The 24,808-nt window shown below is 68.1% G+C and carries 28 protein-coding genes and 1 tRNA gene; 18 read left to right on the top strand and 11 right to left on the bottom strand.

The window, feature by feature from the left end:
• Positions 1-47 precede the first annotated feature (47 nt).
• The 3 genes from QSK18_RS36110 to QSK18_RS31585 are packed head-to-tail and all read right to left on the bottom strand — an operon-like array spanning position 48 to position 2,602.
• The gene (locus QSK18_RS36110) at positions 48-530 is read right to left on the bottom strand and encodes a gamma-glutamylcyclotransferase family protein (protein ID WP_232808997.1); all 483 of its coding nucleotides are present in this window, start codon (positions 528-530) and stop codon (positions 48-50) included.
• Positions 415-1,665 (bottom strand): peptidase MATCAP family protein, encoded by a 1,251-nt coding sequence (locus QSK18_RS31590; protein ID WP_232808998.1) that lies wholly within the window; start codon positions 1,663-1,665, stop codon positions 415-417. The genes QSK18_RS36110 and QSK18_RS31590 overlap by 116 nt, the downstream gene beginning before the upstream one ends.
• Positions 1,658-2,602: a hypothetical protein gene (locus tag QSK18_RS31585; RefSeq protein ID WP_232808999.1), complete on the bottom strand. Its 945-nt coding sequence runs from the start codon at positions 2,600-2,602 to the stop codon at positions 1,658-1,660. Before QSK18_RS31585 ends, QSK18_RS31590 begins: the two co-directional genes overlap by 8 nt.
• 648 nt (positions 2,603-3,250) lie before the next feature.
• Here QSK18_RS31585 and QSK18_RS31580 point away from each other — a divergent pair.
• Complete coding sequence (locus QSK18_RS31580) at positions 3,251-3,526, top strand: hypothetical protein (protein ID WP_232809000.1); 276 nt, start codon at positions 3,251-3,253, stop codon at positions 3,524-3,526.
• Here the strand turns inward: QSK18_RS31580 and QSK18_RS31575 are convergent.
• Positions 3,509-3,931, bottom strand: a complete 423-nt coding sequence (locus QSK18_RS31575) for a helix-turn-helix domain-containing protein (RefSeq protein WP_232809001.1) — start codon at positions 3,929-3,931, stop codon at positions 3,509-3,511. The genes QSK18_RS31580 and QSK18_RS31575 overlap by 18 nt on opposite strands.
• Positions 3,932-4,218: 287 nt before the next feature.
• On the opposite strand from QSK18_RS31575, the gene QSK18_RS31570 reads away from it, so the two are divergent.
• The 8 genes from QSK18_RS31570 to QSK18_RS31535 all read left to right on the top strand — a co-directional run bounded on the left by QSK18_RS31570 (position 4,219) and on the right by QSK18_RS31535 (position 10,273).
• Complete coding sequence (locus tag QSK18_RS31570; protein ID WP_232809002.1) at positions 4,219-4,605, top strand: hypothetical protein; 387 nt, start codon at positions 4,219-4,221, stop codon at positions 4,603-4,605.
• Positions 4,606-4,721: 116 nt separating this feature from the next.
• The gene (locus QSK18_RS31565) at positions 4,722-4,922 is read left to right on the top strand and encodes a hypothetical protein (RefSeq protein ID WP_232809003.1); all 201 of its coding nucleotides are present in this window, start codon (positions 4,722-4,724) and stop codon (positions 4,920-4,922) included.
• Positions 4,919-5,167 (top strand): hypothetical protein, encoded by a 249-nt coding sequence (locus QSK18_RS31560; RefSeq protein ID WP_232809004.1) that lies wholly within the window; start codon positions 4,919-4,921, stop codon positions 5,165-5,167. Before QSK18_RS31565 ends, QSK18_RS31560 begins: the two co-directional genes overlap by 4 nt.
• Positions 5,167-6,693, top strand: a complete 1,527-nt coding sequence (locus QSK18_RS31555; RefSeq protein WP_232809005.1) for an FtsK/SpoIIIE domain-containing protein — start codon at positions 5,167-5,169, stop codon at positions 6,691-6,693. Before QSK18_RS31560 ends, QSK18_RS31555 begins: the two co-directional genes overlap by 1 nt.
• A complete protein-coding gene (locus tag QSK18_RS31550) occupies positions 6,690-7,136 on the top strand; it encodes a hypothetical protein (protein ID WP_285626699.1) in 447 nt (148 codons plus the stop codon). The genes QSK18_RS31555 and QSK18_RS31550 overlap by 4 nt, the downstream gene beginning before the upstream one ends.
• 10 nt (positions 7,137-7,146) lie before the next feature.
• Positions 7,147-8,907, top strand: coding sequence for a replication initiator (locus QSK18_RS31545; protein WP_232809007.1), 1,761 nt, complete (start codon positions 7,147-7,149; stop codon positions 8,905-8,907).
• Complete coding sequence (locus QSK18_RS31540) at positions 8,904-9,113, top strand: helix-turn-helix domain-containing protein (protein WP_232809008.1); 210 nt, start codon at positions 8,904-8,906, stop codon at positions 9,111-9,113. The genes QSK18_RS31545 and QSK18_RS31540 overlap by 4 nt, the downstream gene beginning before the upstream one ends.
• Positions 9,113-10,273 (top strand): tyrosine-type recombinase/integrase, encoded by a 1,161-nt coding sequence (locus tag QSK18_RS31535; RefSeq protein ID WP_232809009.1) that lies wholly within the window; start codon positions 9,113-9,115, stop codon positions 10,271-10,273. Before QSK18_RS31540 ends, QSK18_RS31535 begins: the two co-directional genes overlap by 1 nt.
• Positions 10,274-10,350: 77 nt before the next feature.
• On the opposite strand, the gene QSK18_RS31530 is transcribed toward QSK18_RS31535, so the two are convergent.
• The 3 genes from QSK18_RS31530 to orn form a co-directional block, all read right to left on the bottom strand.
• The gene (locus QSK18_RS31530) at positions 10,351-10,992 is read right to left on the bottom strand and encodes a TIGR02391 family protein (RefSeq protein WP_232809010.1); all 642 of its coding nucleotides are present in this window, start codon (positions 10,990-10,992) and stop codon (positions 10,351-10,353) included.
• A 404-nt stretch (positions 10,993-11,396) separates the two neighbouring features.
• Positions 11,397-11,469: transfer RNA gene (locus tag QSK18_RS31525), tRNA-Lys, on the bottom strand.
• A 132-nt stretch (positions 11,470-11,601) separates the two neighbouring features.
• Positions 11,602-12,228: an oligoribonuclease gene (gene orn / locus QSK18_RS31520; protein ID WP_232809011.1), complete on the bottom strand. Its 627-nt coding sequence runs from the start codon at positions 12,226-12,228 to the stop codon at positions 11,602-11,604.
• A gap of 79 nt (positions 12,229-12,307) precedes the next feature.
• Here orn and QSK18_RS31515 point away from each other — a divergent pair, with 79 nt between their 5' ends.
• Positions 12,308-13,480, top strand: coding sequence for a PrsW family intramembrane metalloprotease (locus QSK18_RS31515; RefSeq protein WP_285626695.1), 1,173 nt, complete (start codon positions 12,308-12,310; stop codon positions 13,478-13,480).
• A gap of 73 nt (positions 13,481-13,553) precedes the next feature.
• Here the strand turns inward: QSK18_RS31515 and QSK18_RS31510 are convergent, their stop codons facing one another.
• Together QSK18_RS31510 and QSK18_RS31505 are read right to left on the bottom strand one after the other, a co-directional pair.
• Positions 13,554-13,787, bottom strand: coding sequence for a DUF397 domain-containing protein (locus QSK18_RS31510; protein WP_232809013.1), 234 nt, complete (start codon positions 13,785-13,787; stop codon positions 13,554-13,556).
• 283 nt (positions 13,788-14,070) lie between these two features.
• Positions 14,071-14,928: a Sco1979 family transcriptional regulator gene (locus QSK18_RS31505; protein WP_232809014.1), complete on the bottom strand. Its 858-nt coding sequence runs from the start codon at positions 14,926-14,928 to the stop codon at positions 14,071-14,073.
• 340 nt (positions 14,929-15,268) lie between these two features.
• Here QSK18_RS31505 and QSK18_RS31500 point away from each other — a divergent pair, with 340 nt between their 5' ends.
• Complete coding sequence (locus tag QSK18_RS31500; protein ID WP_232809015.1) at positions 15,269-15,817, top strand: ATP-binding protein; 549 nt, start codon at positions 15,269-15,271, stop codon at positions 15,815-15,817.
• Positions 15,818-15,939: 122 nt separating this feature from the next.
• On the opposite strand, the gene QSK18_RS31495 is transcribed toward QSK18_RS31500, so the two are convergent.
• Entirely contained in the window at positions 15,940-16,788 is an 849-nt protein-coding gene (locus tag QSK18_RS31495; RefSeq protein ID WP_285626692.1) for an SAM-dependent methyltransferase, read from the bottom strand.
• A gap of 157 nt (positions 16,789-16,945) precedes the next feature.
• Between QSK18_RS31495 and QSK18_RS31490 the strand changes: the two genes are divergently transcribed.
• The 3 genes from QSK18_RS31490 (at position 16,946) to QSK18_RS31480 (ending at position 19,311) form a co-directional block, all read left to right on the top strand.
• Positions 16,946-17,227, top strand: a complete 282-nt coding sequence (locus tag QSK18_RS31490; RefSeq protein ID WP_232809017.1) for an Lrp/AsnC family transcriptional regulator — start codon at positions 16,946-16,948, stop codon at positions 17,225-17,227.
• 172 nt (positions 17,228-17,399) lie between these two features.
• Positions 17,400-18,560 carry a hypothetical protein gene (locus tag QSK18_RS31485; RefSeq protein WP_232809018.1) on the top strand — a complete coding sequence of 387 codons (1,161 nt, stop codon included), beginning with the start codon at positions 17,400-17,402 and terminating at the stop codon, positions 18,558-18,560.
• Entirely contained in the window at positions 18,550-19,311 is a 762-nt protein-coding gene (locus tag QSK18_RS31480) for a phosphotransferase family protein (RefSeq protein ID WP_285626675.1), read from the top strand. Before QSK18_RS31485 ends, QSK18_RS31480 begins: the two co-directional genes overlap by 11 nt.
• A gap of 10 nt (positions 19,312-19,321) precedes the next feature.
• Here the strand turns inward: QSK18_RS31480 and QSK18_RS31475 are convergent, their stop codons facing one another.
• Positions 19,322-20,326, bottom strand: coding sequence for a CAP domain-containing protein (locus tag QSK18_RS31475; protein WP_285626672.1), 1,005 nt, complete (start codon positions 20,324-20,326; stop codon positions 19,322-19,324).
• A 186-nt stretch (positions 20,327-20,512) separates the two neighbouring features.
• Here QSK18_RS31475 and QSK18_RS31470 point away from each other — a divergent pair, with 186 nt between their 5' ends.
• The 4 genes from QSK18_RS31470 to QSK18_RS31455 are packed head-to-tail and all read left to right on the top strand — an operon-like array spanning position 20,513 to position 24,797.
• The gene (locus tag QSK18_RS31470; RefSeq protein WP_232809021.1) at positions 20,513-21,184 is read left to right on the top strand and encodes a DUF2291 family protein; all 672 of its coding nucleotides are present in this window, start codon (positions 20,513-20,515) and stop codon (positions 21,182-21,184) included.
• A complete protein-coding gene (locus QSK18_RS31465) occupies positions 21,181-22,707 on the top strand; it encodes a sugar ABC transporter ATP-binding protein (protein ID WP_285626668.1) in 1,527 nt (508 codons plus the stop codon). The genes QSK18_RS31470 and QSK18_RS31465 overlap by 4 nt, the downstream gene beginning before the upstream one ends.
• Positions 22,707-23,786, top strand: coding sequence for an ABC transporter permease (locus QSK18_RS31460; protein ID WP_285626665.1), 1,080 nt, complete (start codon positions 22,707-22,709; stop codon positions 23,784-23,786). The genes QSK18_RS31465 and QSK18_RS31460 overlap by 1 nt, the downstream gene beginning before the upstream one ends.
• A 36-nt stretch (positions 23,787-23,822) precedes the next feature.
• Complete coding sequence (locus QSK18_RS31455) at positions 23,823-24,797, top strand: D-ribose ABC transporter substrate-binding protein (protein ID WP_232809024.1); 975 nt, start codon at positions 23,823-23,825, stop codon at positions 24,795-24,797.
• Positions 24,798-24,808: the final 11 nt, after the last annotated feature.

The following is a 24,808-nucleotide window of genomic DNA, read 5'->3' as shown; positions in this document are numbered from 1 at the left end:
TGCCGCAGGTGCCGCATGCCCGGCGGGGCATCCCGGCCTGATGGGGTCTACTGCTGCGCTTCGTAGCGTTGCCGCCATGCTCTGCATCGGTCGAGGTAGTTCGGCAATTGTTCTGAGCCGAAGGCTTCGACGTCCCACTCACCTGGGGTGAGGGCATGATTGGCCGGGCTGGCATAGACGTAGGCCGGGCCAGCGCTGGTCTCCACGCGGGTGAGGGCGTAGGTGGGGGCCTCGAAGGCGTCGAGGGTTTGCCATTCGGCAACGGTGAGGTCGGTAAAGAGCTGCCCGGTGGCTGTGGCGCCATCGGCCGTGATGATCGTGGGGTACGGCTGGTCGGGTAGGGCGATGACCTGCCATCCGTCGAGGGTGGCCGGCGTCCTGGTGGCGTCGCGGTCTATGAGGACCTGGACGACGTCAGGGAAGAGAAGGCTTCCGTAGACGAACAGGGGCGCCGGGTCCGCCGATACTTGGGCCGTGCGGCCAGAGGCCGGCGAGGTGGGACGGCGTGAGGGGTCGCTGGTAGGCGGCACGAAGGGTCTGCTTCCGTGTCTCTGGGTCGGCGTTGTCGGCGAGGTTGACCCACCAGTCGATCCCCGCCGGGTAGGCCCAGAGGTAGGAGCGCAACAGCGGGTTTGAGCCTCGGCCGGTGAGCATGTCACCAATGCCTGCACTGGTCCAGAACGGGACTCGGGATCGAGCGTGGTCGGCGCATTCGGCAATGGAAACGCCCTGGTTGATGGCCTGGTGCAGCTCGGCCCGGACCAGCTGTAGGTAGTGAGTCAGCCGGACACGAGCGATCACCTGGCGGTCGTCAGGCGCGAGGAACAGGGGCATGGCCTGGGCGAGACCTTCGAACGTCACCTGGTACGGCGCGTTGACCGACAGGAGCCGGACCCAGGGCACGTTGGTCGTGGTGCAGACCTGCGCGTAAGAGGCGAACTGCACCGCGTGGCCCAGGAGCTCGTGCATCGCGAACTGGCGGACCTGGACCTGGGTGAAGGTGGCGTTGCGGCGGTTGAATCGCAGCCGCACGTTCGGGCCGGCGCCGTCGAGCCAGTAGGCCCAGTAGTCGTCGACGTCTGTGACCTCGACGGTGACGTCATAGGGCGCGGTGGTCTCGACCAGCTCGCGTAGGGCAGGGTCCAGGCTGCGGGCGAAGGCAGGGATCTGTTCGGCAGCTTCGTCACTGGTGACTGGCTGCTCAAGCTCGTTGAGCTGCTTGTTCAGGTCCGCTCCCCAAGGGATGCCCAGGTCACCGATGGCCTTGACGGCCTGGTCGCGGACGTCGTCAAGGTAATCCTCGGTCCATCCGCCGGCACTACAGCCCTGGGTCTCGTAGACGTACTGGTCGAGGGGGGTGCTGTGCCCGAGCACTGCGGCGAGGTAAGCGTGGTGGGCTCGGATGACGTCGCTGACGTCGGCGGCCTGGTCCCCGAGTCCGGCGGCTCGGTGGCTGAGCTGGGTGAATTGATCGTAGACGTCGAGTCGTCCTGCTGCCGGGGTGGCGGGCTGGTCGGTGGGGGCGCAGTCGTAGTCGATGACGGCCTCACCGCCTCGGCCGGCCTCGTGTGCGTGCCATGCCCGGATGACCTGCTCAACCTCGTCGCGGAGTTCGGCAACTTCGGCCGTGGCTTCGCCGGCGGGCAGGTTGGCGGGGTTAGTCACGCGGGGTGTCCCATCGCAGGGTGACGGACTGGTTCGGCCTCAGGTTGGTGCGGACGAGTTCGACGTTGATGCCGTCCTCGTCGCGACGCCAGGTCAGGCTCTCGGTGGCGCTGACCTCGGACCCGTCCGGGCGCTCCTCGATTGCAGAGCACTTCGACAGGGACTTGATGCCCGCGTGCCGCAGCCTGATCGTGAACAGGTCGGTGGCGCGGGGGACGCCCTGACGCCAGTAGTGGTCATAGACGAACCGGCCGCCTGTGGCCTGGAAGCTGATAACCGTGGACTCGCCGGCCGGAAGGGCAGGGAACAGACGGCAGGCAAACCGGATCGTGGTCGCGGTCTCGTGCTTGCGCTCGATGATGACGTTGCGCGAGTCGTCGCCCGTGGGAAGGGCTTCGAGCTTGAGCGGTGTCTCCATGTGCTCGAACCACAGTTCCCGGCTGAGGCTGGTGAACGGTGTGTCTGTGCCGTTGTGCAGCTCGTACCGGTAGGTGAGTGTGGACCAGCCGTCCTTATCGATGTCGATGTCGAGCGTCATGGACCGGTCGCGCAGCTCCCCCGGCAGCGAACGCAGAGCAGCCGCGCCATGGGAGGTGGCTGGGACAGCTGCCGTGGGGGTGGGCGCTGTCACGGCGTCTGGGCTGTCTACTTCCCAAGCTCTGGGGGCGAACCCCAGATAGCGGCCGGGGATGTGCAGGCCGTCGCTGATGCGTTCCATCAGCCCGACCGTGGTCACACGCTCGTGCCCGCGCATGATGCGGCTGACCCGCGACTGGGTAAGTCCTTCGACCGGAGCGGCAAGCCGGTCCTGGCTGACGATGTCCCACTGCTTCATCAGCTCGAACATGCGCTTAAAGTCCCGCGCGCGGCATGCCTGCTGGAAGTCCTCCCGCGCAAGAAGGCGCTCCGAGACCACGTAATCCGGTTCGACGGACATACTCACCCTCCCACCTGAGGCGACCTGCTGCGTTGCGACCGGTAGACGGAAGGTTATCGCGCCCAAGTCAACCCTGTATGGCCCGGTTGCCGGTTTCCAAGCGCTCGGGCGCTCCGGAAGCGATCGGCAACCGCTACAGCATGCCCCGCTCGCCTCGGATCATGCCGGGTCGGCATAGTCAGCGCTCACGTTTCCGCAGGTAAGCGCCACGAATCAGGCTTATGTCACCGGCCTTTCCCGGGTCGACGATCGGGGGTCCCCGGGAGAGGCCGGCCTCAAGCGATGTGATGAGAGGGAAGCTGTGAATATCGACGATGTGCCGCGACCCCGTGCGCCAGGTCACGAACCGCGTGAGGAGCGGGCAGGTGGCCCCTCGGAGGGGTGCCAGGAAGGGGCGCCAGCTGGGCGACGTATGAGGAAAGTTGTCCTGCGGGTGATGATTCCCCGACAGAAAACTCCCGGCCGCTGAGCGGTCCGGGGGCGGCGCTCGTCCTGCTCTGGTCATTCCCTCCGCCGGGCCGGACGTTGAGCGCCGGGGTGCGTGCCGGTCGATCCGGACGCGACTGCCGGCACGCACCCATTCATGGCTGCCCGCGCGTGCTCCTGACGGGGAGAGCACGCGCGGGCTCCGTTGTTTTGGCTGGCTTCTTGGGGAGACTACTTGTTGACGTCGATCAGCTCGTAAACCTGCTGCGCGACAATGGAATCGTCGTGCGCCACACGTCGCCTCTGCCGCGCGCGGCGGCCGGTGGTCCGGTCGCGGTGTCAGTGTTCCTCGACCCCACCAGGAACCAACGGGAGGCCGCCCGCGCGTGCTTGCTGGCCGAGCCGGCGGTGGCATCGGTCCGGGTTTCTGGCTTCACGCCGTGGGTCATGTTCGTGACGTTCGCGCCGGTTGGCCTCAGCTCAAGCGCGTGGCGCTGATCCCGGCTCCTCAGCCTGGATGCGCTGCTCGACGCGCGCCAACCGGTCGCCGAGCTGCTGCAACTGCTGCTCGATGCGGTTCAGCACCGTGACCACCTGGTCCTCGACCTGCCCCTGGGCCGGCCTCGCCTGACCTGCCGAAACGAGGATGCCAATCAGGTGATCCTCGGGCCAGTCCAGTGCCCGCGCGATGGCCTCAAGCGTCTTGTTCTGCACCCGGCGACTCGCGCCATGCTGAACCATCCGCAGCGTCGACACCGAAATCCCCGACAGCCGAGCAAGTTCCTGCTGCCCGACCCTGCGTGCCGCCATCCGCTCGTTCAGCGCGGCAGCAACCGCCGGCCAGTCCTCGCCGTCCACCTGTCCACGCGCCGTGTAGACCGCTGACGTTCCCCGCTCAGCCATGCAAGAAATGGTAACGGCGATTCCACCCCCTTTCCGCACCTCCCGCACCCCTATCTCATGCACCATTCGACCACCACATACTCGGCTCTCAATTTCATGCTGACCTCACATAAAGAATGTGAAGTCGATATTGCAGCGCCTACATAAGCGTTGATTCGCGCTTGTCGAGCGGTTCACGATGTTCTCGCAGCTCAGACCGGGCTGACACCGCAGGGAAAGCACTTCGCACCGCTTGATTGAGGCGGTGGGGTGTGGGCGGTTGAATGGCGAGAGTGGGAGCCGAAGAAATGGCTGTTGAGGGCCGTATCAATGTCCGTCACGAGGACGTGTTCACCCAGCCCATCATGGTTCTTTCGGTAGATGCCGTGGAGGACTTCGACAAGCGCAAGGCGGGAAATGTCGACCCGCAGGAACTGGACAAGCAGACCGGCCAGCGCCTGTGGGCGGTCAGCATCCTGGACCCGACCGCGCAGCAGGGACGCCGCGAGATCAAGGTCAAGATCCCGGCCGATCACCAGCCGGTACCGCCGGCCGGTCTGATGGCTCCGGCGGAGTTCGACGGGCTGCAGGTGATCCCCTACCTGGACTCCAACCGCGCCAAGCCACGGGTCGCTATCGCCTACCGGGCAACGGGTTTCCGCGCCCCGGCTCGGGCGCAGCGTCAGGCGTCGTAGTCCAAGTGCTCGCGCTCGGGTGATGTGGCGCCCCGTCCCCCTCGCCGGGTTCGGGGCGCCCCTTCCGGGCATCGCCCGTCGTCATCAGCACACGTTCCCCAGGATTGAGGTTTGAAATGCGTTCCAGCACTGGCAGTAAGCGTCGTGGGCCGTTGGCCAAGCCGTGCCGTACCTGCGCCGAGGTTCACCCGGTGGGGCGGCTGCACTTCGGGCAGTGCCCCGACTGCGCGCACCTGGTCGCGTTGCCGCTGCGGGGTGAGGGTGGCCGGTTCATCTCCTTCACCAACAGCGACCACACCAACGGCGGTGGCCTGTGAGCGGCAACGACTGCGGCGCCCACCAGGCACACCTACGGCACCTGGACGACCTGTTCGCCACCTGCCACGCCATCGGCCGGGCCTCGGTCCTACTGGACGCCGATCGGAACATCCCCGACAGCGACCGCCTCGTCCTGCTGCGCGAGGTCGTGGCCGACCTGCGCCGAGACCTGAACCTGCCTGACACCACCGACACGGCCACCTCGACCACCGCGACTGAGTCCACGGATGGGAGCAACCTCTGATGCTGGTCAACGGCACCCGGGTGGAAGACCTGGCCGGAACCGGCCTCACCACCCGGCAGCGCTACGTCGTCCCGCTGTGGGTCACCGTCCCGCTGTTCCTGGGGAAGCACCTGGCCCGGGCCTCGCGGTGGCTGCTACGGCAGGCGTTCACGTACTGGGGCCTGTCCCTGCCCGCGTTCGTGCTGCTGGTCATCTGGTCCCGCCTGGGCGGGTTGTGGGCGCTGACGGCCCTGACCTGGTGGCTCGCGCTGGGCCTGATCTGGGCCTACCGATGGCCGACCTCCTTCGACGTCGCCGTCTCCCAGCCGACGCGGGGTGTGTGGCGGTGGTGGACGAAGTACAAGCGGCGCTGGCACCCGGCGATGGACGGAACCGGCCTGACCCGCGTCACCCCGGACCGTGAGGTCTACGTCCCGGCCGTCACGAGGGTTCGGTCCACGGCGGTGGTCGACACGCTGCACCTGCGCCTGCTGCACGGCCAGACACCCGCCGATGTGGCGGCTCGGGCTGAGGGCCTGCGGCATGTGTACGCAGCTCACCGGTGCAGTGTGATTGAGGACGCTCCGGGTCGGGTGCGGGTGCTGTTCTACGCCAAGGACCCGTTGCGCCACTTGGTCGCACCGCTGGAACCTGCGCCGGTCCCGGTGCTGGATGCCCTGCCTGTGGCTCTGGGTGAGGACGGTGAGGTGTTCTGTCTGTGGCTGAACGGCCGGCACGTCCTGCTGGCCGGCGCATCCGGGTCTGGGAAGGGCTCGGCGTTGTGGTCGACGGTGCGGGCGCTGGCTCCGGCCGTTGCTGATGGCACGGTCCGCCTTCGCGGGGTGGATCCGAAGGGTGGGATGGAGCTGTTCCCCGGCCGGGCGCTGTTCGCCGAGTACGCCGATGAAGACCTCGACGCCATGCTTGCCCTGCTGGAGCGGGCGGTGGCGGACATGAACGACCGCAAGCGCCGTCTGAAAGACGCTGGGGTACGGGTCTTCACTCCGTCCAAGGCTGATCCGCTGGAAGTGATCGTGATCGATGAGCTGGCGTTCCTGACCGCCTACGCCCCCAAGGACGTCAAGGCGAAAGTCGCTGGCGCGATGCAGGTTCTGCTGTCTCAGGGACGGGCCGTCGGTTACAGCGTTCTGGCGGCGTTGCAGGATCCGCGTAAGGAGGTGCTGCCGTTCCGGGACCTGTTCACCTACCGCATCGCGTTGCGGCTGGCTGAGGACGCACACGTCGACATGGTCCTCGGTGAAGGAGCGCTGGAACGCGGGGCGGCGTGTCATGTGATCCCGGCCAGCTTGCCCGGCATCGCCTACGTCCGCGTCGAAGGAGCCCTGGAACCGGTCCGGGTCCGCTTCTCCTACCTGTCCGACACCGACATCGTCGACATGGCCTCACAGTGGCCAGCACCCGAGAACAGCGACTGGACGCCGCTACCCGACACACCGACCACCGACCCGACCGCCGGCCGGGAGACCGGCCCGGATGAGTCCTACCCCTTCCGCTTCTGGACCACCGGGGAAGGTGACGACGCGTGAGCGAGAACCCGGCCACCCCTGGAACGGCCATGCCAGAACCCAGCCACGACCAGAACCCGACCGGGCAGACCAGCCCGGCGCCCGCCTGGTGGTCCCGCTTCCACAGCCCTACGAACCCCGACCACAACGAGTCCGCCACCGACGAGACCGACCCGGCCGATGACCTCCTCCTGCCTGAATCACCTACCCCGGCGGTGTGGCCGGAAGGCTGGGCCGTCGTCCCTCCGGTTGGCTCGATCGTCACGGATGTCGGCGTCACGTTCTCCCTGGCCCCCATCTCGCTAACAGATCGGCCAGTGAGAGTGCAGTGCACCTCCTGCGACTGGGACGACACCGCACCCCAGCCGCAGGCCGTCGACGCCATCCGGGTCCACGCCCTGCGCCACATCGCCGACCCGCGCCCCGCATCGCTCACCCACCGGGCTGGCTCCACCCTCGACTGAAGGGACGCCGATGACCACCACCCCCGTTCCCACAGCCTCGGCCAACCTGGGCAACCCCATGCAGCCGGCCGCAGCCTCGATCTCGAACCTGACCCGCAACAGCCGCGCCGAACGCGCCCGCATGCCCGTCGCCCTCCACGTCGCCGAAGACGTCGCCATCGCCAACGGCGTCTGCGTCCGACCGATCACCCAGCGGGTCACCGACACCCTCACCGGCGAAGTCACCCTGGTCGACGTCCCCTGCGGGGCAACCCTTGAATCCAAGTGCCCGACCTGCGCCCAACGCGCCCGCCGACTACGCATGCACCAATGCCGAGCCGGCTGGCACGCCGAATCCGACCCCATCCCCGAAGAAGACCTCTCCACCTCCGCCCAGCAAGACCTGGTCGCAGCCCGCGCCGACGTCACCGCCGTCCGGGACGACTTCCTCGCCCGCGGCGACCTCGGCGTAGCTGAGGCCGCGTCAGAGACGCTAGAAGTCATTGACGCCGAGTTGGCCGAGCTGGGCGTGCGCGGACCACTCGAACGCGAACCCTCCGAGACCACCCGCCGGAAGCGCTCAACTCGCCGCCGCCAGGACGCGCCCGATCTGCCCAAGCGCACGATGGCGAAAACCACGGTGGGACAGACGTTCCCTGGCAACGATGGGAAGGTCTACCGGCCGTCCATGTTCGTCACGGTCACCCTGCCGGGCTATGGGCGCGTCGACGGCAACGGGGTGCCTCTCGATCCGGCCAGGTATGACTACCGCCGGGCCGCTCGGGATGCGATCCACTTCCCCAAGCTGCTCGATCGGCTGGTGCAGAACCTGCGACGCGTGGCCGGGTATGACGTGCAGTACTTCGCCACCGTCGAACCCCAGAAGCGCTTGGCCCCGCACGCGCATATCGCGATCCGGGGCACCATCCCGCGTAAGATGGTCCGCCAGGTCATCGCCGCCACCTACCACCAGGTCTGGTGGCCACAGGCGAACACGCCGGTCTACGTCCGCGAAGACGAACTGCCCGTCTGGGACGAAGACGCGGACGCACCTGACCTGGCCGGCAACCCTGCCAGCGAGTCAGTCGGCTACCTCGACCCCACCACAGCAGCCGTCCTGCCCACCTGGGACGAAGCCCTCGACGACCTCGACGCCGATGACGACCTCGAACCCCAGCACGTGGTCCGCTTCGGTATCCAGGCAGACATCCAGGGCCTGCTGGCCGGCTCCCCGGACGCCGACCGGCGCGTGGGCTACCTGGCCAAGTACCTGACCAAATCCATGGGTACGGCACACGGCGAGAACGAGAACCCGGCCGTCAAGGCGCACATCGACCGCCTCGTCCACGCCCTGCGCTACGAACCCTGCTCCCCACACTGCGCGAACTGGCTGCGCTACGGCATCCAACCCAAAGACGCCCGCCCCGGCCTCATCCCCGGCTCCTGCAAGGCCAAAGCCCACCGCCGCGAACACCTCGGCTACGGAGGCCGGCGCGTCCTGGTCTCCCGCAAGTGGTCGGGCAAGACCCTCACCGACCACCGCCACGAACGACGGGCCTTCGTCCTGGCCCTGCTCGGCGTCGACCCCGACAGCGCCGACGCCACCCGCGGCGACAAGACCGCCGACCGGTATGTGTGGGAGCCGGTCAACCCGAACGAACTGCCGCCGCTCTCAACGCGACTGCTGCACGCGATCAGCCAACGCCAAACCTGGCGCTCTGCCTATGAGGCGGCCAAAGACGGACGACCACCAAAACCCCTACAGCACAACACCATGGAAGGTGCGGCATGAACGCCACCAATAGTCAGCCTCGTCGGATCGCACCTCTGTGGAGCGTTGCGGACGTCTCCGAGTACCTCCAGGTCCCAGTGCAGACGCTCTACTCCTGGCGGTCGCAGGGCGGTGGACCTCCGGCCCGGAAAGTGGGCAAGTACCTGCGTTACGTGCCTGAGGACGTCGTGGCGTGGGTCAACGGCATAGGGACGGAGGTGGCCTGATGGCGCGTCCCTCGTTGCCCCTGGGCACCTACGGGAAAATTTCGACCCGCAAGGTGGGCCCGAGTTTCGTTGCCAGCACCTACTTCCGCGACCTCGACGGCGTGCGTAGGCCGGTGAGCCGAGCGGGCAAGAGCCGGACCGCAGCCGAACGTGCGCTCAAGGAAGCGTTGGCGGAGCGGCAGACGCCGATCAGTGCTGGTCAGCTCGGGCCGGCCTCGCCGTTCAGCAAAGCGGCCGAACTCTGGTTCGTCGAGCTGGAACGGCTCGTGGATGCGGGTGAGCGTAGTCCCGGAACGCTCGACACCTACCGATACATCTACGGCACACACGTCGAACCGGCTTTGGGCTCACTCCGGCTTCAGGAGGTAACTACCCCGGTCGTCGACCGCGCCCTGGTCACCATCCGGAAGAAATCTGCAAGCCGCGCTCGTTCGTCCAAGATCGTGATTTCGGGGATCATGCGCCACGCTGCCCGCAATGGCGCTGTGACGTCGAATCCGGTGCGAGAGGTCGGTCGGATCGAAAGCAAGCCGAAGCGCCGACCCAAGGCGCTCACCGCCTCCGAACGGCGGATCTGGTTGAAGGCAGTCCGGGAGAACGAGATCGCCAGCCGCTGGGACCTTCCGGACCTCACGCTGATGATGCTGGCCACCGGGTGCCGGATCGGCGAAACGCTGGCTATTGGCTGGACCGAGGTGGACCTTGAGGCCGGCACCGTCGATGTGGCCTGGCGCCTGATCCGCCGTCGCGGTCACGGCCTTCTGCGGCTGCCCTCGACCAAGAGCGGCGAGAAGGGCGAACGAACCATCCCGCTGCCCGACTGGGCCGTGGTCATGCTCAAGGACCGGCGAGAGCGGATCAGGGACGACGTCGAGCCGGTCTTTCCCGACAGCCTGGGTGCGTGGCGTGATCCGACGAACGTGCGCCGGGTTTGGCGCCAGGTCCGGGACAAGCTAGAGATGGAGGGCATGGTCAGCCACACCCTGAGGAAGACCGTGGCGAGCTTCCTGGATGACGCCAACGTCTCGACCCGGAAGATCAGCGATCAGCTCGGGCACGCCAAGGTGAGCATGACCCAAGACCGCTACCTGGGCCGGCGACTGACCGACCGCCAGACGGCAGAAGTGCTTGAAGAGATGTTCCCCGAACTGGAGCCGTAGTCCAGACCCACGCAGTGCAGAACGCCCCGGCCACCTAACTTTGGCTTGGGCGTTCTGCCTTTGTGGTGACGCTCGACCTACCTGTAGTCCACCACGCATTCGTCAAGCCACGTGGCGAAGAGGGACAGCGCGCACAGCAGGTGGAAGCAGTAAGCGCGGTCCCAATTCAGCTGGGCCTCGTGAGCGCTTGGATTGCGAATGCCAGCGAAGCATGCGACTCCGAGAGATCGCATCCCCTCCAGGCGATTGTTGTAGGTGTTCAGGCCGCGGTTACCCGGCGGGCGCAGGCGCGGCTGGGACGGTTCGGGATCCTTCTTGCTGAAAGCCATCTCTACAAGAGCACGTTCACTCTCCCACGCGATGCCCATACGTTGCTGCAAGTGATGATTGACGTTGCGGGCCGCCTCGTCGACAGCAGCACGCCAGTGACCCTGTGCCCACAATCTCTCCCCTGAGACCTTGATCAGGGGGTGTAGCTCTGTGACCGAAAAAGCTGTCGTGCTTGCCACATTCTCGTTACCCACGTAGACACCAATGGCCCTCGTCAAGAAGTGCCCAACTCGCCCCACGCCGTAGCAGAAGGCACCAAAGAGGGCACCACTTCCGATGCCGGTCACCCAACGATTGTCGGTGCCTTCTACGGGGTCGACGATCATCAGCACACCGAAGCTAACCCCCAGGCCTATGGCCCACCAAAACGATTTCGACCGCTTGGGCACAGCGTCTCCTCTCCCGTGTTATCCGAGGGAACCTAACCCATGAGATTGGGCCAGATGGGTGAAACCGGATGACGGTTGAGAATCAAGAGTTGCTCGGCCGGGCTGAGGTGGCGCGCCCTCTAGTCCCGCGCCGTCCGTCCCCCGACACCCACGCGACCAACGCTCAGTTCCTCTAAGGGGAGAGTCAGTCAGGCCGGCAGGGCGACCGGACTTTCCGTCCGGTACCGATGTCGTACATGGACGTCCCGGGAGTCGGGCCACTCCATGATCAAGTGACACCCTTCGGCGCAGGAGCCGACACAAGCTCGTGACGGGCAAGGACACCCATCACGAGTAAGTGCTGAGTAAGTGCCGAGAGACGCAGAACAGGCCAGGACCGATGTGGTCCTGGCCTGCGCCGGAGGTGGGCCATCAGGGACTTGAACCCCGAACCCGCTGATTAAGAGTCAGCTGCTCTGCCAATTGAGCTAATGACCCTCGGCTGCTCGGTGCCTTGCGGCCCCTTGCTGCGTTGAAAACATTAGCAGCCACCGGGCCGAAGCACGAAATCGGTTCCCGGCTCCCCCGCGTGACGGCCGGCACAGCCGGCACGCAGGGGAGCCCAGCAGGTCAGGAGGGGGGCAGGACGTACTTCTTGGCGGCCGCGCGGGCGGTCTCGCTGTCCGGGCCGGGCTGGGGCACGAAGAGGACCTCGCGGTAGTACTTCAGCTCTTCGATGCTCTCGCGGATGTCGGCCAGAGCTCGGTGACCGCCGTTCTTGGCCGGGGACGCGAAGTACACCCGGGGGTACCAACGGCGGGCGAGCTCCTTGATCGAGGAGACGTCCACGATCCGGTAGTGCAGGTGCTGCTCCAGCTCCGGCATGTCCCGCACCAGGAAGGCGCGGTCGGTGCCGACCGAGTTCCCGGCCAGCGGGGCCTTGCGGGCGTCGGGCACCCACTTCTTCACGTACTCCAGCACCATCGCCTGGGCTTCCTGCATGGTCACGCCGTTGTCCAGCTCCGCGAGCAGGCCCGAGCTGGTGTGCATGGTGCGCACCACCTCCACCATCGTGTCGACCACGCCCTCGGGCGGGCGGATCACCACGTCCACCCCCTCACCGAGGATGTTCAGCTGGGAATCGGTGACCAGCGCCGCGACCTCGATGAGGGCGTCCTTCCCCAGGTCGAGGCCGGTCATCTCGCAGTCGATCCAGACGATGCGGTCCTGCGAACGTTCGCTGTTCTCCGATGTCACGGCCGGTACTCTACGCTTCGAGGCGTTCGTCGGCTCTGGATGAACCGCCGGGTACCGGGCGCCACTAAAGTCTGGTGCCGTGAGCTCGCCGTCCCCGTACCAGCCCGCCCGGCCCGCCGGCGTCCCCGCCGACACGCCGATGGTGGCCCCGCGGCGCCCACGCTTCCGCACCACCATCCTGTGGGTGGCGGTGGTCGTGGTGCTGGTCGGCTCGGCCCTGCTCAGCCTCACCGCGATCACCCGGGAGACCGGCCTGCCCGGCCTGATCACCGGTTCGGTGCTGGCCGCGGTGCCGGTGTTCCCGGTGGTCTCGGCCTTCCTCTGGCTGGACCGCTACGAGGCGGAGCCGCCGCCCCTGCTGGCCCTGGCCTTCGCCTGGGGGGCGGGCGTGTCCACGTTCGGCGCCCTGGTGATCAACACGGCCTCGCTGATCGCGATCAACAACGCGGGCGGGGACCTCACCCATGCGGCGGTGTTCGTGGCGCCGGTGGTGGAGGAGGCCCTCAAGGGCGCGGCCGTGCTGTTGATCCTCCTCATGCGCCGGCGCGAGTTCGACGGGGTGGTCGACGGCATCGTCTACGCCGGGATGGCGGGCATCGGCTTCGCCTACGTGGAGAACGTGCTCTACCTGGGCCGAACCCTGGCCGACACCGGCAGCGGCGGCACGGTGTTCGTCTTCCTGCTGCGCTGCGTGGTCTCCCCGTTCGCGCACCCACTGTTCACGGCGGCGATCGGGGTGGGCATCGGGGTGGCGGTGCGCAGCCGGTCGCCGTTGCTGCGGCTGCTCGCCCCGGTGGCCGGCTATCTGGTGGCCGTGCTGCTGCACGGCGCCTGGAACTGGTCGGCCTCTTCGGGGCTGGCCGGCTTCGCCTCGGCCTACGTGGTGCTGCAGATGCCCGTCTTCCTGGCCTTCATCGCCCTGGCCCTGATGGCCCGCCGGCGCGAGGGCAAGCTGGTGGCCCAGCACCTGGACATCTACGGGCGCACCGGCTGGCTCACCCAGGCCGAGGTGGCGATGCTGGCGTCGCTGCCCGCCCGCCGAGAGGCGCGGGGCTGGGCGATGCGCACCGGCGGCACCGAGTCCCGCCGGGCGATGCGTGACTTCCAGGAGCTCGGGAGCGAGCTCGCCTTCCTGCGTGAGCGGATGGCCCGAGGCACCGCCTCGCCGGACGCCGCGAGCACGGAGTACGCAATGCTTGCCACGCTCTCCACCCTGCGCTCACGGTTCCTGCCGAGACCGGCTCATCCCTGAACCCGGTCGTGCCCGAGGCCACCCGCCAGAACTTCACCTGCGCTCACCTGAGGGGACGGGGCCGCCCCGAGGTTCAGCCCAGGAGATGGTCGAAGTCGCCGTCCTTGGCGCCCAGGATCATCGCCTCGATCTCACCGCGCGTGTAGATCAGGGCCGGCCCGGTGGGGAAGCGCGAGTTGCGCATGGCCACCTGACCGTCCGCCAGCGCCGCCATCTCGACGCACTGCCCCTGCGAGTTGCTACGGGCGGACTTCTTCCACTCCGCCTCGATCAGATCGGCCCGCATCCCGTTGTGAAAGTGCGACATCTCGACCTCCAGGTCCTGGCAGACGACGTGCCGCCGTCGATGCAGACGTCGGCACGTTCTCCTGCACGTTCTCCTGCGCGTGCATCTGCGCGCGCAGGCGGGCAGTTCAGGACTATACGGGCAGGGTGAACCGCCTGACCAGTACGTTTTGCACGCTGCGTTGTTACGCAGATACTCCTAGTCAGGATGTCGTGCAGATACAAGAGGGTTAACCCCTGAACCAGGTGCCCCGGCAGTGCCCTGGAGCCCCGGCAGCCCGAAAGCAGGCTGCGAACAAGCAGAATCAGGCCTGGGCCAGGATCTTCTGCAGGGTGCGGCGGGTCATGTCCGGCGGCTGGCTGTCCACCGTCAGCCGCTCCATGGTCTGCGCGTAGCGCTCCACGTGGTCCGGCTTGTCCAGGTAGTGCGCGCTGGTCAGGTGCTCCACGTAGACCGTGTCGGGCAGCTCCGGCTCGGGGAAGCGCAGGATGGTGAAGGCCCCGCCCTCCCCCACGTGCCCGCCGAAGCGGAACGGCATCACCTGAAGCGTCACGTTCGGTAGCGTCATCAGGTCGAGCAGATGCTCCACCTGCTCGCGCATCACCTTCGCGCCGCCGATCGGCCGGTGCAGGACGGCCTCGTCCACCACCGCCCAGAAGTGCGGCGGGTTCTCGCGGCGCAGGATCGACTGCCGCTGGATGCGGAAGTTCACCCGGCGCTCCACCTCGGCCACCACCGCACTGGGGGCGCCGGCGCTGATCACCGCCCGGGCGTAGGCCTCGGTCTGGAGCAGGCCCGGCAGCAGCTGGATCTCGTAACTGCGGATCAGGCTGGCGGCTTCCTCGAGGCCGACGAACGTCTCGAACCAGTTGGGCAGGACGTCGTCGTAGCTGTGCCACCAGCCCGGGTTGTTGGCCTCCCGGGCCAGGGCGACGAGCGCCTCGCGCTGCGCCTCGTCCTCGACACCGTAGTACTCGAGAAGATCGGCGATGTCGCGGTCCTTGAATCCGACCCGGCCCAGCTCGAGACGGCTTATCTTGGACTCGGACGCACGGATGCGGTACCCCGCCGCCTCCCGGGTCAGGTTCCTCGACTCCCGGAGACGTCGTAACTGGGCGCCCACCAGAATTCGCCGGACCGTCGGTCCACCCGGCGTCGTCACAGTGTGTGCACCTCACAAGAAGTCAAGAGGATCCGATCGCCGATGAGCGTGGCTCTTCGTGTCCGTTTGCCGCGACCCCGTGCCAGTGTGCCACCTCTGAGACGCCAAGTCCTAGCGGAAGCCACTTTCGTCGGATTTCGGACTGCTCACACATTTACGCCCGATGCACGTGCATCCGCACGAACCAATCGGATACTCTCGAGATGCACGTGCATTTGGCGGTAGCATTTGCACCGGCACATTGCGTGGCCTGAGGAGACCGGTCCGGCGAAAGGCCGAGTCTCTGCGGGGTCGGGAACGAGGTATGGGGCCTGTCGTGGTGATTGCACAGCCGCAGTCCGTGAACGTCGCACCGTCGCCTGATCAGGACGGCACCGAGAACGCCGTCGTGCTCGAGGCCGGCTCTGCCACCTGCCTGCTGCCGGCCACACCCCAGGCCGTGCCCCAGGGGCGCGCCATGGTCAGACGTGGTCTGGCCCATCTCGGGGCCGAGTCGGTCGCGGACGACGTGGCCCTGGTGGCCACCGAACTGCTCGCCAACGCGCTGGAACACGGTGTGCGTGATGCCGCCACCCGCGCGGGCGACCCGGACGAACTGCACCGCCGTCGGATCGACGGCGTTCGCATCAGCCTGGTCAGCAGCGGCGCCCACGTCGTCCTCTCGGTCACCGACCCCAGTCCCCGGCCGCCGGTGCGCCGTCCGCGCGACACCGCGGCCGGTGGGGGCCGGGGCATGCAGCTGGTCGAGTCGCTGAGCCTGTGCTGGGGCTGGACGCTGCTCGACGAGCAGGACGGTCAGCGGGCTCCGGGTAAGTCGGTGTGGGCCATGTTTCCCAAGACGGCCGCACACAAGCCCGCCCCCCAGGTCCGGATTCAGGGCGCCGCCTGAGGTCGAGGGCGGGCCTTGAGTCATTGAGGACGTTTGTGGGCACCAGTGCGGGCCCGCTCGCCGACGCGGTTGGTCACCTGGGGCGGGCCGGTCGGCCAGGGTAGGCGTGTTCCTGCGGCAGATCAGCTGATCTGCGCGACCCCGCCGAGAATGCGGACGGGGAGCGGCTTCTCGTTGTTGCGCCACTGCGTCACGTCGACCACGCCGGGCTCGAGCGGCCGGGTGCCGTCGAACAGCTGCTCCACCTGAGAGGCCGAACGGGCCACGAACGGCGTGGTGGAGCCCTGGAACACCTGCTCCAGACGTTCGACCACGCCCGGCGCCGTGCCGTCGGCGCAGACCACCGAGATGGCCAGGTAGCTGCCCTCAGGCAGGAGCCGGCGGTACTGCTCGATCACCTTGACCGCCATCTCCCGCCGCACGAAGTGCAGCACCGCGACCATCAGCAGGCCGATCGGACGGTCGAGGTCGAGGTGGTTGCGCAGCTTCGGCTCGTCGATCAGCGACTGCGGCCGGCGCAGGTCGTGGTCGAGCGCGAGCACCCCGGTGCGGGGCTCGCACAGGGCCCGGTTGTACGTCATCACGATCGGGTCGTTGTCCACGTAGACCACCCGCGCCCCGGGCCGGAACACCTGGGCCACCTCGTGCACGTTGGGCGAGGTGGGGATACCCGAGCCGAGGTCGATGAACTGGTCGATGCCGAGCTCGGCCATCTCCCGCACCGCGCGGATCAGGAACCCGCGGTTGGCCAGGGCGACCGTGCGGAAGTCGGGCACCAGCCGGGCGACCTCGTGCACCGCCTGCCGGTCGACCTCGTAGTTGTCCTTCCCACCGATCGCGTAGTCGTACATCCGCGCCGCACTGGGCCGGGACGTGTCGATCTCGGGCGGGATCCAGTCGTCGTCGGACGACGTCCAGGACCAGTCGACCTCGATCTGGCCGGCCTGGGAATCGTGGGGCTGCGTCGTCATCGTCGGCGTTCTCTCCGCGGTCGAACCGCCAGGACCAGACCAATCTAATAGCTGGCGCATAACCACCTGAATGGATGAAAACCCCCGCGCGCCGAATCCATCTACGCACTTCCATCCCACTGCGCCGCGGGTGCCGGACCGGTACTACGCTGAGGCCGTGATCACCTCGTTCGTGCTGCTGCAGGCCAGGCCCGACCGGATCCCCGAGGTCGCCACCGAGATCGCCGCCATCGAGGGGGTGCGCGAGGTCTACTCGGTCACCGGCGACGTCGACCTGGTCGCGATCGTCCGGGTGGAGAAGCAGGACGATCTCGCCGACATCATCGCCGACCACCTGGGCAAGGTGGAGGGCGTGGTCTCGACCCGCACCTACCTGGCCTTCCGCACCTACGCCCCGGACGCGGTGGACGACGCGCTCACGTCGGGCTTCGACGTCTAGGTCCCGTCCTGGTTCTGCGCCCGAACCCCACCAGCTACGGACGGGTGGGTCGCCTCGAGTAGGCGGGTCCCCCGTCCATAGTCGGTGACCTGGCACCAAAACGAGCCCGGCACCTGGAGCCGAGCGGTCACGAAAGTCCGGTTCCCTCCGGTTCGTCTGGTTAGCCTGAGGCGTGAGTGACGCGAAGCAACTGCGCGACCAGGCCGAGCGGGTGATCCGGTCGTGGCACGCCTACGAGATCAGCCGGAACGGGCGCCCGGTGATCGACTTCGAGTGCACCCCGCAGACCGAACCGGTCCCGCCGGCCACCAGTCGCATCGAGGTGTACCGCGAACTCACCCGCCTGCGCGCGGTGGCCGCCGAGTCAGGTGCCGCCGCCCGCGACGTAGGCGATGTGGTGCGAGCCCATCGGGCCTACGTCGGGGCTCTACTCGGGCGCCGCGACCCTCTGCAGACCTATCTGCGCGAAACTCAGGGATGCGCGGCGGAGGGCTGGCCGGAGCAGCACATCGGGCAGGTGTACGACCGGGCGGTGTGCGCCCTCGAGGACCTGGGCCTGACCTGGGGGCGGGACCTGAATCGCGAACTGTTCGAGTTGGAAGGGCCGATCAGCGCCGACCAGGCTGCCGAGCTGATCCCGACCATCGCCTCGGAGCTGAAACCGGCTGTGCAGGAACTGGTCCGGACGTCGGCGGACTACGCGCTGCGGGTGGAGCAGACGAGCGTCGACGACTACTGGGCCTACTGGCTCGACGGCTCGGGGACCGATGTACGCCTTCGCCTGAACCGGCGCTCCTCCACCTTCACCGAGGTGCAGGCGCGGCAGTTCGCCCTGCACGAACTGCTCGGCCACGCCCTGCAGTACGCCGCCTACAGCCAGGCCTGTACCGAAGACCCGGATGTGCCCTGGGTGCGGCTGCTTTCGGTACACCTGCCCTACCAGTTCATGCTCGAGGGCCTGGCCCAGGCCCTGCCCCTCGTCACCACCCCGGACGACGCCCAACTGACCGCCCGCGTCCGGCTGGCCCACTACCTGAACCTGGTGCGGGCCGAACTGCACCTGGCGGTGAACGCGGGTGTGCCGCTGGTCGAGTGCGCCAACCACGCCCGGGCCCGGGTGCCCTACTGGACCGACGCCACGATCAGCGACACCCTTTCCGAGCGCAGCACCAATCCCCTGCTGCGCTCGTATCTCTGGGCCTACCCAGCCGGAATCGACTGGTGGGTCTCGCTGGTCGACGACACGGACGTCCAAACTCGTGATCGTGTACTGCAGGCCGCCTATCGCCGACCGCTTACGCCTTCTCAGCTCGACCGCCTTCGTGAGGGCTGAACGCGTGCAGCGCAGCAACGTCGAAGTGGTCGTAGCTCACCGCCAACGCGCAACCCTTCGCGTGGGCGAGGTGTTCCTGAAGGTCGACGGCGACCCGGCCCACGCCGACATCGAGGTGCGGGCGATGGCCTTGGCCCCGATCCCGACCCCGGCGGTTCTCTGGCACCAACCGCCGGTGCTCGCGATCGCCGCCGTGCCCGGCCAGGCGCTCGGCGTGCTCGGTGAACCCTCGCCCGCACCATCCTCGGCCTGGGCAGCCGTGGGTGCTGCCATACGAAAGCTGCACGATGCGCCACTGCCGCCCTGGCCGGGCCCCGAACCGGCCTCGCTGGCAGCCGATCTGGACAAGGAATGCGCCTGGTTGCTCGACAATGCGGTGCTACCGGCCGCAGTTGTCCGGCACAACCGCGAAATCGCCCAGGCGGCACTGCAACCCCGGAAGAAGGTCTTCGTTCACGGCGACCTACAGATCACCCACGTGTTCGTCGACGGCGACGAGGTCACCGGCGTGATCGACTGGTCCGAGGCCGGCCCGGGCGACGCCCTGTCCGACCTCGCCACCCTCACCCTCGGACACGAGGAACGGCTGGACGATCTCCTCGCCGGCTACGGCCCCGACGCCGACCGGGAGGTGATCCGCGCCTGGTGGTCGCTGCGCAGCCTGCTGGCCTCACGCTGGCTGATCGAGCACGGTTTCGACCCGGACGCCCCGGGCTGCGAGTTCGACGTGCTGCGGGCCCGGATGCCGTGACCGCTCGGCCTCAGGCCACGTCGGCGTCGAAGTACCGCACCGAGTACTTCTTGGTGATCTTCTTCCTGGTCAGAGCGGTGTCGGCCTGGTTCCAGACCCGGATACCGCTGACGGTCACGTCGAGCCGCCGCGAGCGGGTGCCGGTGGGCAGCGCGAAACCCGTTACCTGCCAGACCAGGGCGGGCGAGCCGTAGTTGGGCCGGCCGTGCGCGATGGGCTTGTGGCGGCGCACCGCGAGCGCCTTGCCGTCGGCGGTGCGCACACTGACCTTGGCCCGGGCGAAGTCGATCTTCTCGTTCGAGGCGCTCAGCGACCAGCGCCCGGCCGGATCGAGCTCGTTGGGGAAATAGCCCGGCGTGGGCCAGGAGACCCAGGCCGGGCTCTTCGCCCTGACCCGCTCCCCCGGAATCACCCACAGCGCCCCGGCCCCGCTCGTGATGCCGCTCCCCATCTCGCCGACGAACGGGAACAACAGCCAACGCCGGTGCCCGGCAGCGGTATTGCCGGGCCCTTCATCGGTCATGTACTCCAGCACCGAGGCCGCACCGGTGCAGTCCAGGCACAGGTTGGAACGCCCGGCCGCCTCAGCCCCGGCCTTGCTCCAGCACTTCCAGCTGCGCGGCGGGAAATGGTTCAGCGAGTTCTCGGCGTCCATCATCAGCGCCGCCTTCTGCGCCTTGGCCGAGAGCCCGGCATCGAACGTCACCGGATCGAGCTGGGCCATCGCCCGGAAGAAGTTCACCGCCTTGAGCGTGGCCTGCTGCGTGCTCCGAGCCGGCTTCCCTGCCACGCAGCCGGAGACGGAGCCGCTCCACTTCACCTTGGCGGCCAGGGCCGGGCGCAAGCGCTTGAGCACCGCCTCGCGCACAGCGGCCCGGTCACCGGTATCGATCGGCCGGAACGCCGCTGCCTCTACCGACGGCGGCCCCGGATCCGCTTGGGCCGGCCCGCCCGGCAGGAACGAGACCAGCGCGACCGCGACCCCCGCCGCGGTCAGGGACAGACCCTGCTTCATCTGCCGCAGGCTACCCCTGCCTAGGCCCTGACCTGCACTAACAAGGTCGGCCGCGCGTCTGCCCGCATCCCGGGCCAGACCCGCCCAGAAACCGCACAGCCAGCACCTGGGGCATCTGCCGTCAAACGACCATTGACATCCGCCCCACCCGCCGCACATCATCGAGCCATGTCCAATCAGTGCCGAATGGATATTCATCCACGGCTGCGTCTCCTCTCGAGGGCGCTGGCGGCCGCCGCAGTCGTCGGGTTGCTGGGTGCCTGCTCACAGGTGCCCGGCGTGTACACGATCGAGAGCAAGAGCGACGTGCAGGCCGCGGGGGCCAGTCAGGCGTTCGACCCGGCTGCCTACGTGGACGGCATCTGGGAGTCGAAAGTGCTTCCGACGGTGCAGGAACAGGCAACGGACGCCGCGACCCTGGTTCCCGCGGTCGCGGACGATCCGGAGGCGGCGGGCGAGCAGTACGGTCACCGGGCCGGGGTCGGCAGTCCGTTCTCCTACCTGGTCAAGGGGTCCGGCACGGTCACCGAGGTGGACGCGGACAGCCCCACTGCGCCGCTCACCGTGCGACTCGACGGCAGTGACACCGAGGTCAGCATCAGCACGGGCGAGGTGATCGCCGGGACGGCGCTGCGCGACGGGCTCGGGTTCGTCAGCTTCAACGAGTTCAGCAACCAGCTCGACTACGCCGACGTGGCCACCGAGCTGAACCAGCGGGTGCGCGCCGACGTGCTGGACACCCTGCCGGCCGACCGCAAGGAGCTGGAGGGGGCGAAAGTCAGCTTCAGTGGCGCTTTCTCAGCCCTCGTCCCGGGCACTGTGCTGATCGTGCCGGTCACGCTCGAGGTGGCTTCGTGAGCGACGACGTGGTGCTCAGCGCGCAGAACGTGAGCAAGAACTACGGCGGGGTGCACGCCCTGCGCGAGGTCACGTTCAGCGCCTACCGCGGCAAGGTCAACGTGCTGGTCGGGGAGAACGGCGCGGGCAAGTCCACGCTCATGAAGATCCTGTGCGGGGCCGAGCGGCCGAGTTCGGGCACGATCCGGCTGGACGGCGAGCCGGTGGAGATCGACGGCCCGCGGACCGCCATGGCCCACGGCATCGGCATCATCCACCAGGAACTCAGCCTCTTCCCCAATCTCTCGATCGCCGAGAACCTCTTCGCCGGGCGGGAACTGCGCAGCCGCGGGTTCAGCGACCTGCGCACGCAGCGCAGCCGGGCCGCCGAGGTGCTGAACCGGCTCGGCCAGGGCCACCTGAGCCCGGACCGGCTGGTCGGGGACCTGCCGATCGGTCAGCAGCAGCTGGTCGAGATCGCCCGGGTGCTGCTCGCCGACGTGCGCATCCTGATCATGGACGAGCCCACCTCGGCGTTGTCGAACCACGAGGTGGACGTGCTGTTCTCGGTGATCGCCGACCTCCTGGCGGACGACGTCACGATCATCTACATCTCGCACAAGCTGGACGAGTTCCGCCGGATCGGCGACCACGTCACCGTGCTGCGCGACGGCCGGCTGGTGGCCCAGGAACGGATGGACCATACCGACACCGCCTGGATCGTGCGGCAGATGGTCGGGCGCGACCCGGACAGCCTGTTCACCCGCAATCGCAGCGAGGTCGGGGAAACTTTGCTCGCGGTCGAGGGTCTCACCGTGGCCGGGCCCACCCGGCCGCTGGTCGACGACGTCAGCTTCGAGGTGCGGGCCGGCGAGGTGGTCGGCATCTACGGCCTGATGGGGGCCGGGCGCACCGAGCTGATGGAGGCCCTGATGGGCCTGCGGCCCACGGCCTCCGGCACCGTGCGGATCAAGGGACGGGTGGAGGCGGGCGGGACGGTCCGGGCCCGGTTGGCCGCGGGGTTGGCTCTGGTGCCGGAGGACCGGCAGCGCGACGGCCTGGTGCAGACCATGTCGGTGGGCGACAACATCGTGCTCTCCACCCTGGGCCGGCTCACCCGCGGAGGGCTCTTCCGGCGCGGGGCCGAACGCCGTACGGCCGAGGGCAAGGTGTCCGAGCTGGCCATCAAGGTCGGCGACCTGGGCCTGGCCATCACCTCGCTGAGCGGCGGCAACCAGCAGAAGGTGGTGCTGGCCCGGGCCCTGCTCACCGATCCGGTGGTGCTGCTGCTGGACGAGCCGACCCGGGGTGTGGACGTGGGCGCCAAGAGCCAGATCGCCGAGGAGATGGCCGGTCTGGCCCAGGCCGGGTTCGGCGTGCTGTTCATCTCCTCGGAACTGGCGGAGGTGACCGCGATCGCCGACCGGGTGCTGGTGATGGCGGTGGGCCGGATGACCGCCGAGTTCGACGCCGACCAGCTGACCGAGGAGGCCCTGGTCGCCGCGTCGGCGTCCGAACCGGCCATGAATGTGGAGGTCAAGTAATGAGCGACACCGACGTCGCCGCTCCGGTGGCCAGGACCGGCCCCACCCCCGGGAAGCCGCCCAGCTCGGCCGCCCGGGCGGCCCTGCTCCTGCTGCGCGGCCGCACCGTGGTGGTGCTGGTCCTCCTGATGATCCTGTTCGGCTCGATCTCCGGCGAGTACCTGAGCTCGAGCAACCTGATCGTGATGACCAAGCACGTGGCGATCAACGCGATCCTGGCGATCGGCGTCACCTTCGTCATCCTGACCGGCGGCATCGACCTGTCGGTCGGCTCGATCGCCGGGCTGGCCAGCATGATCTGCGGCGGTCTGCTGTTCGGCGGTCTGGCCCTGCCGGGCGAGAGCACGCTGTTCTTCTCGGTCGGCATGGTGATCCTGATCGGCATGCTGGTGGGTGGGGCGGTCGGCTGGGTCAACGGGATCCTGGTGACCCGGTTCAAGGTGGCGCCGTTCATCGCCACCCTGGGAATGCTCTACGTGGCCCGTGGTTTCGCCCAGCTGCGCAGCGAGGGCGGCACCTACCCGAACCTGGCCGGCACCCCCGAGCGCGGCAACACCGGCTTCCACGTGATCGGGGTGGACCGCTGGCTGGGCATCCCGGTGGCGGTCTGGATCATGATCCTGGTGGCCGGGGCGGCGATCGTGGTGACCACCCGCACCCCGTTCGGCCGCCGGGTCTACGCCGTCGGCGGCAACGAGCGGGCGGCCGAACTGGCCGGGATCCGGGTGAACCGGGTGAAGATCGCGGTGTACGTGATCAGCGGGGCCTGCGCCGCGCTGGCCGGGCTGCTGCTCACCTCCGAACTGGGGGCCGCCTACCCGGACACCGCCACCACCTACGAGCTGAACGCCATCGCCGCAGCAGTTCTCGGCGGCACGGCGCTGTCCGGCGGACGCGGCACGATCATCGGCACGGTGCTCGGCGCGTTCGTCATCGGCTTCCTCGCCGACGGCCTGGTCCTGGTCGGTGTCTCGACCTTCTGGCAGTCGGTGGTCAAGGGCGCGGTCATCGTCTTCGCCGTGATCACGGCGACCGCCCAGCAACGCCTGGAAGCCTCGCTGGCCGAGCGCGCCGCCTGAATCCCCCCACTCGCAATGACGCGAAAGGACCCTCCCATGGCCCACAGACGACTCCTGCCGGTGATCTTCGCCGCCACCCTGCTGTTCACCGCGGCCTGCGGCTCGGACTCCGAGGACGAGACGGCCGGCGCCTCGGCCGAGACCAAGGCGAACCTGGTGGTGATCATCACCCCCTCCCCCGACAACGTCTTCTTCAAGGCCGAGCAGGACGCCGCCGACGCCAAGGCCAAGGAACTCGGGTACGAGACCCTGGTGATCAGCCACGACGACGACCCGACCAAGCAGAGCCAGGCGATCGACACCGCCATCTCGCGCAAGGCCGGCGCGATCATCCTGGACAACGCCGGGGCCGACGCCACCGAGGCCGCCGTGCAACGGGCCAAGGACGCCGGCATCCCCTCGTTCCTGATCGACCGGGAGATCAACTCCACCGGTATCGCGGTGGCCCAGATCGTCTCGAACAACGCCCAGGGCGCCGCGCTCGGCGGCCAGGAGTTCGCCACTCTGATGGACGGCAAGGGCCAGTACGCCGAACTGCTGGGCAAGGAGACCGACACCAACGCGGGCGTCCGCTCCAAGGGCTACCACGACATCCTCGACCAGTTCCCCGACCTGGAGATGGTGGCCCAGCAGACGGCCAACTGGGACCAGGCCGAGGCACTCAGCAAGACCCAGACCATCCTGCAGGCGCACCCCAAGATCAAGGGCATCATCGCCGGCAACGACACCATGGCCCTCGGCGCCCAGGCCGCCCTCGACGCGGCCGGCCGGGACGACGTGATCGTGGTCGGGTTCGACGGCAGCCCGGACGTGGTCGAGTCGATCAAGGGCGACCAGATCAAGGCCACCGTGCTGCAGCCGGCCAGCCAGATCGCCGAGATGGCGGTCGAGCAGGCCGACCAGTACATCAGCACCGGCAAGGCGAGCCAGCCCGAGAAGCAGTCGGTCGACTGCGTCCTGGTGAACGCCGAGAACGCCGCGTCGGTCACGAACTTCGCAGTCGCCAACTAGAGCTGGGAGAA

Source organism: Kineosporia sp. NBRC 101677, from assembly GCF_030269265.1.
In the GTDB taxonomy this organism is placed as follows: domain Bacteria; phylum Actinomycetota; class Actinomycetes; order Actinomycetales; family Kineosporiaceae; genus Kineosporia; species Kineosporia rhizophila.
Note: the sequence above shows the minus strand (reverse complement) of the source record. Positions and strands in the feature narration are given on the sequence as shown.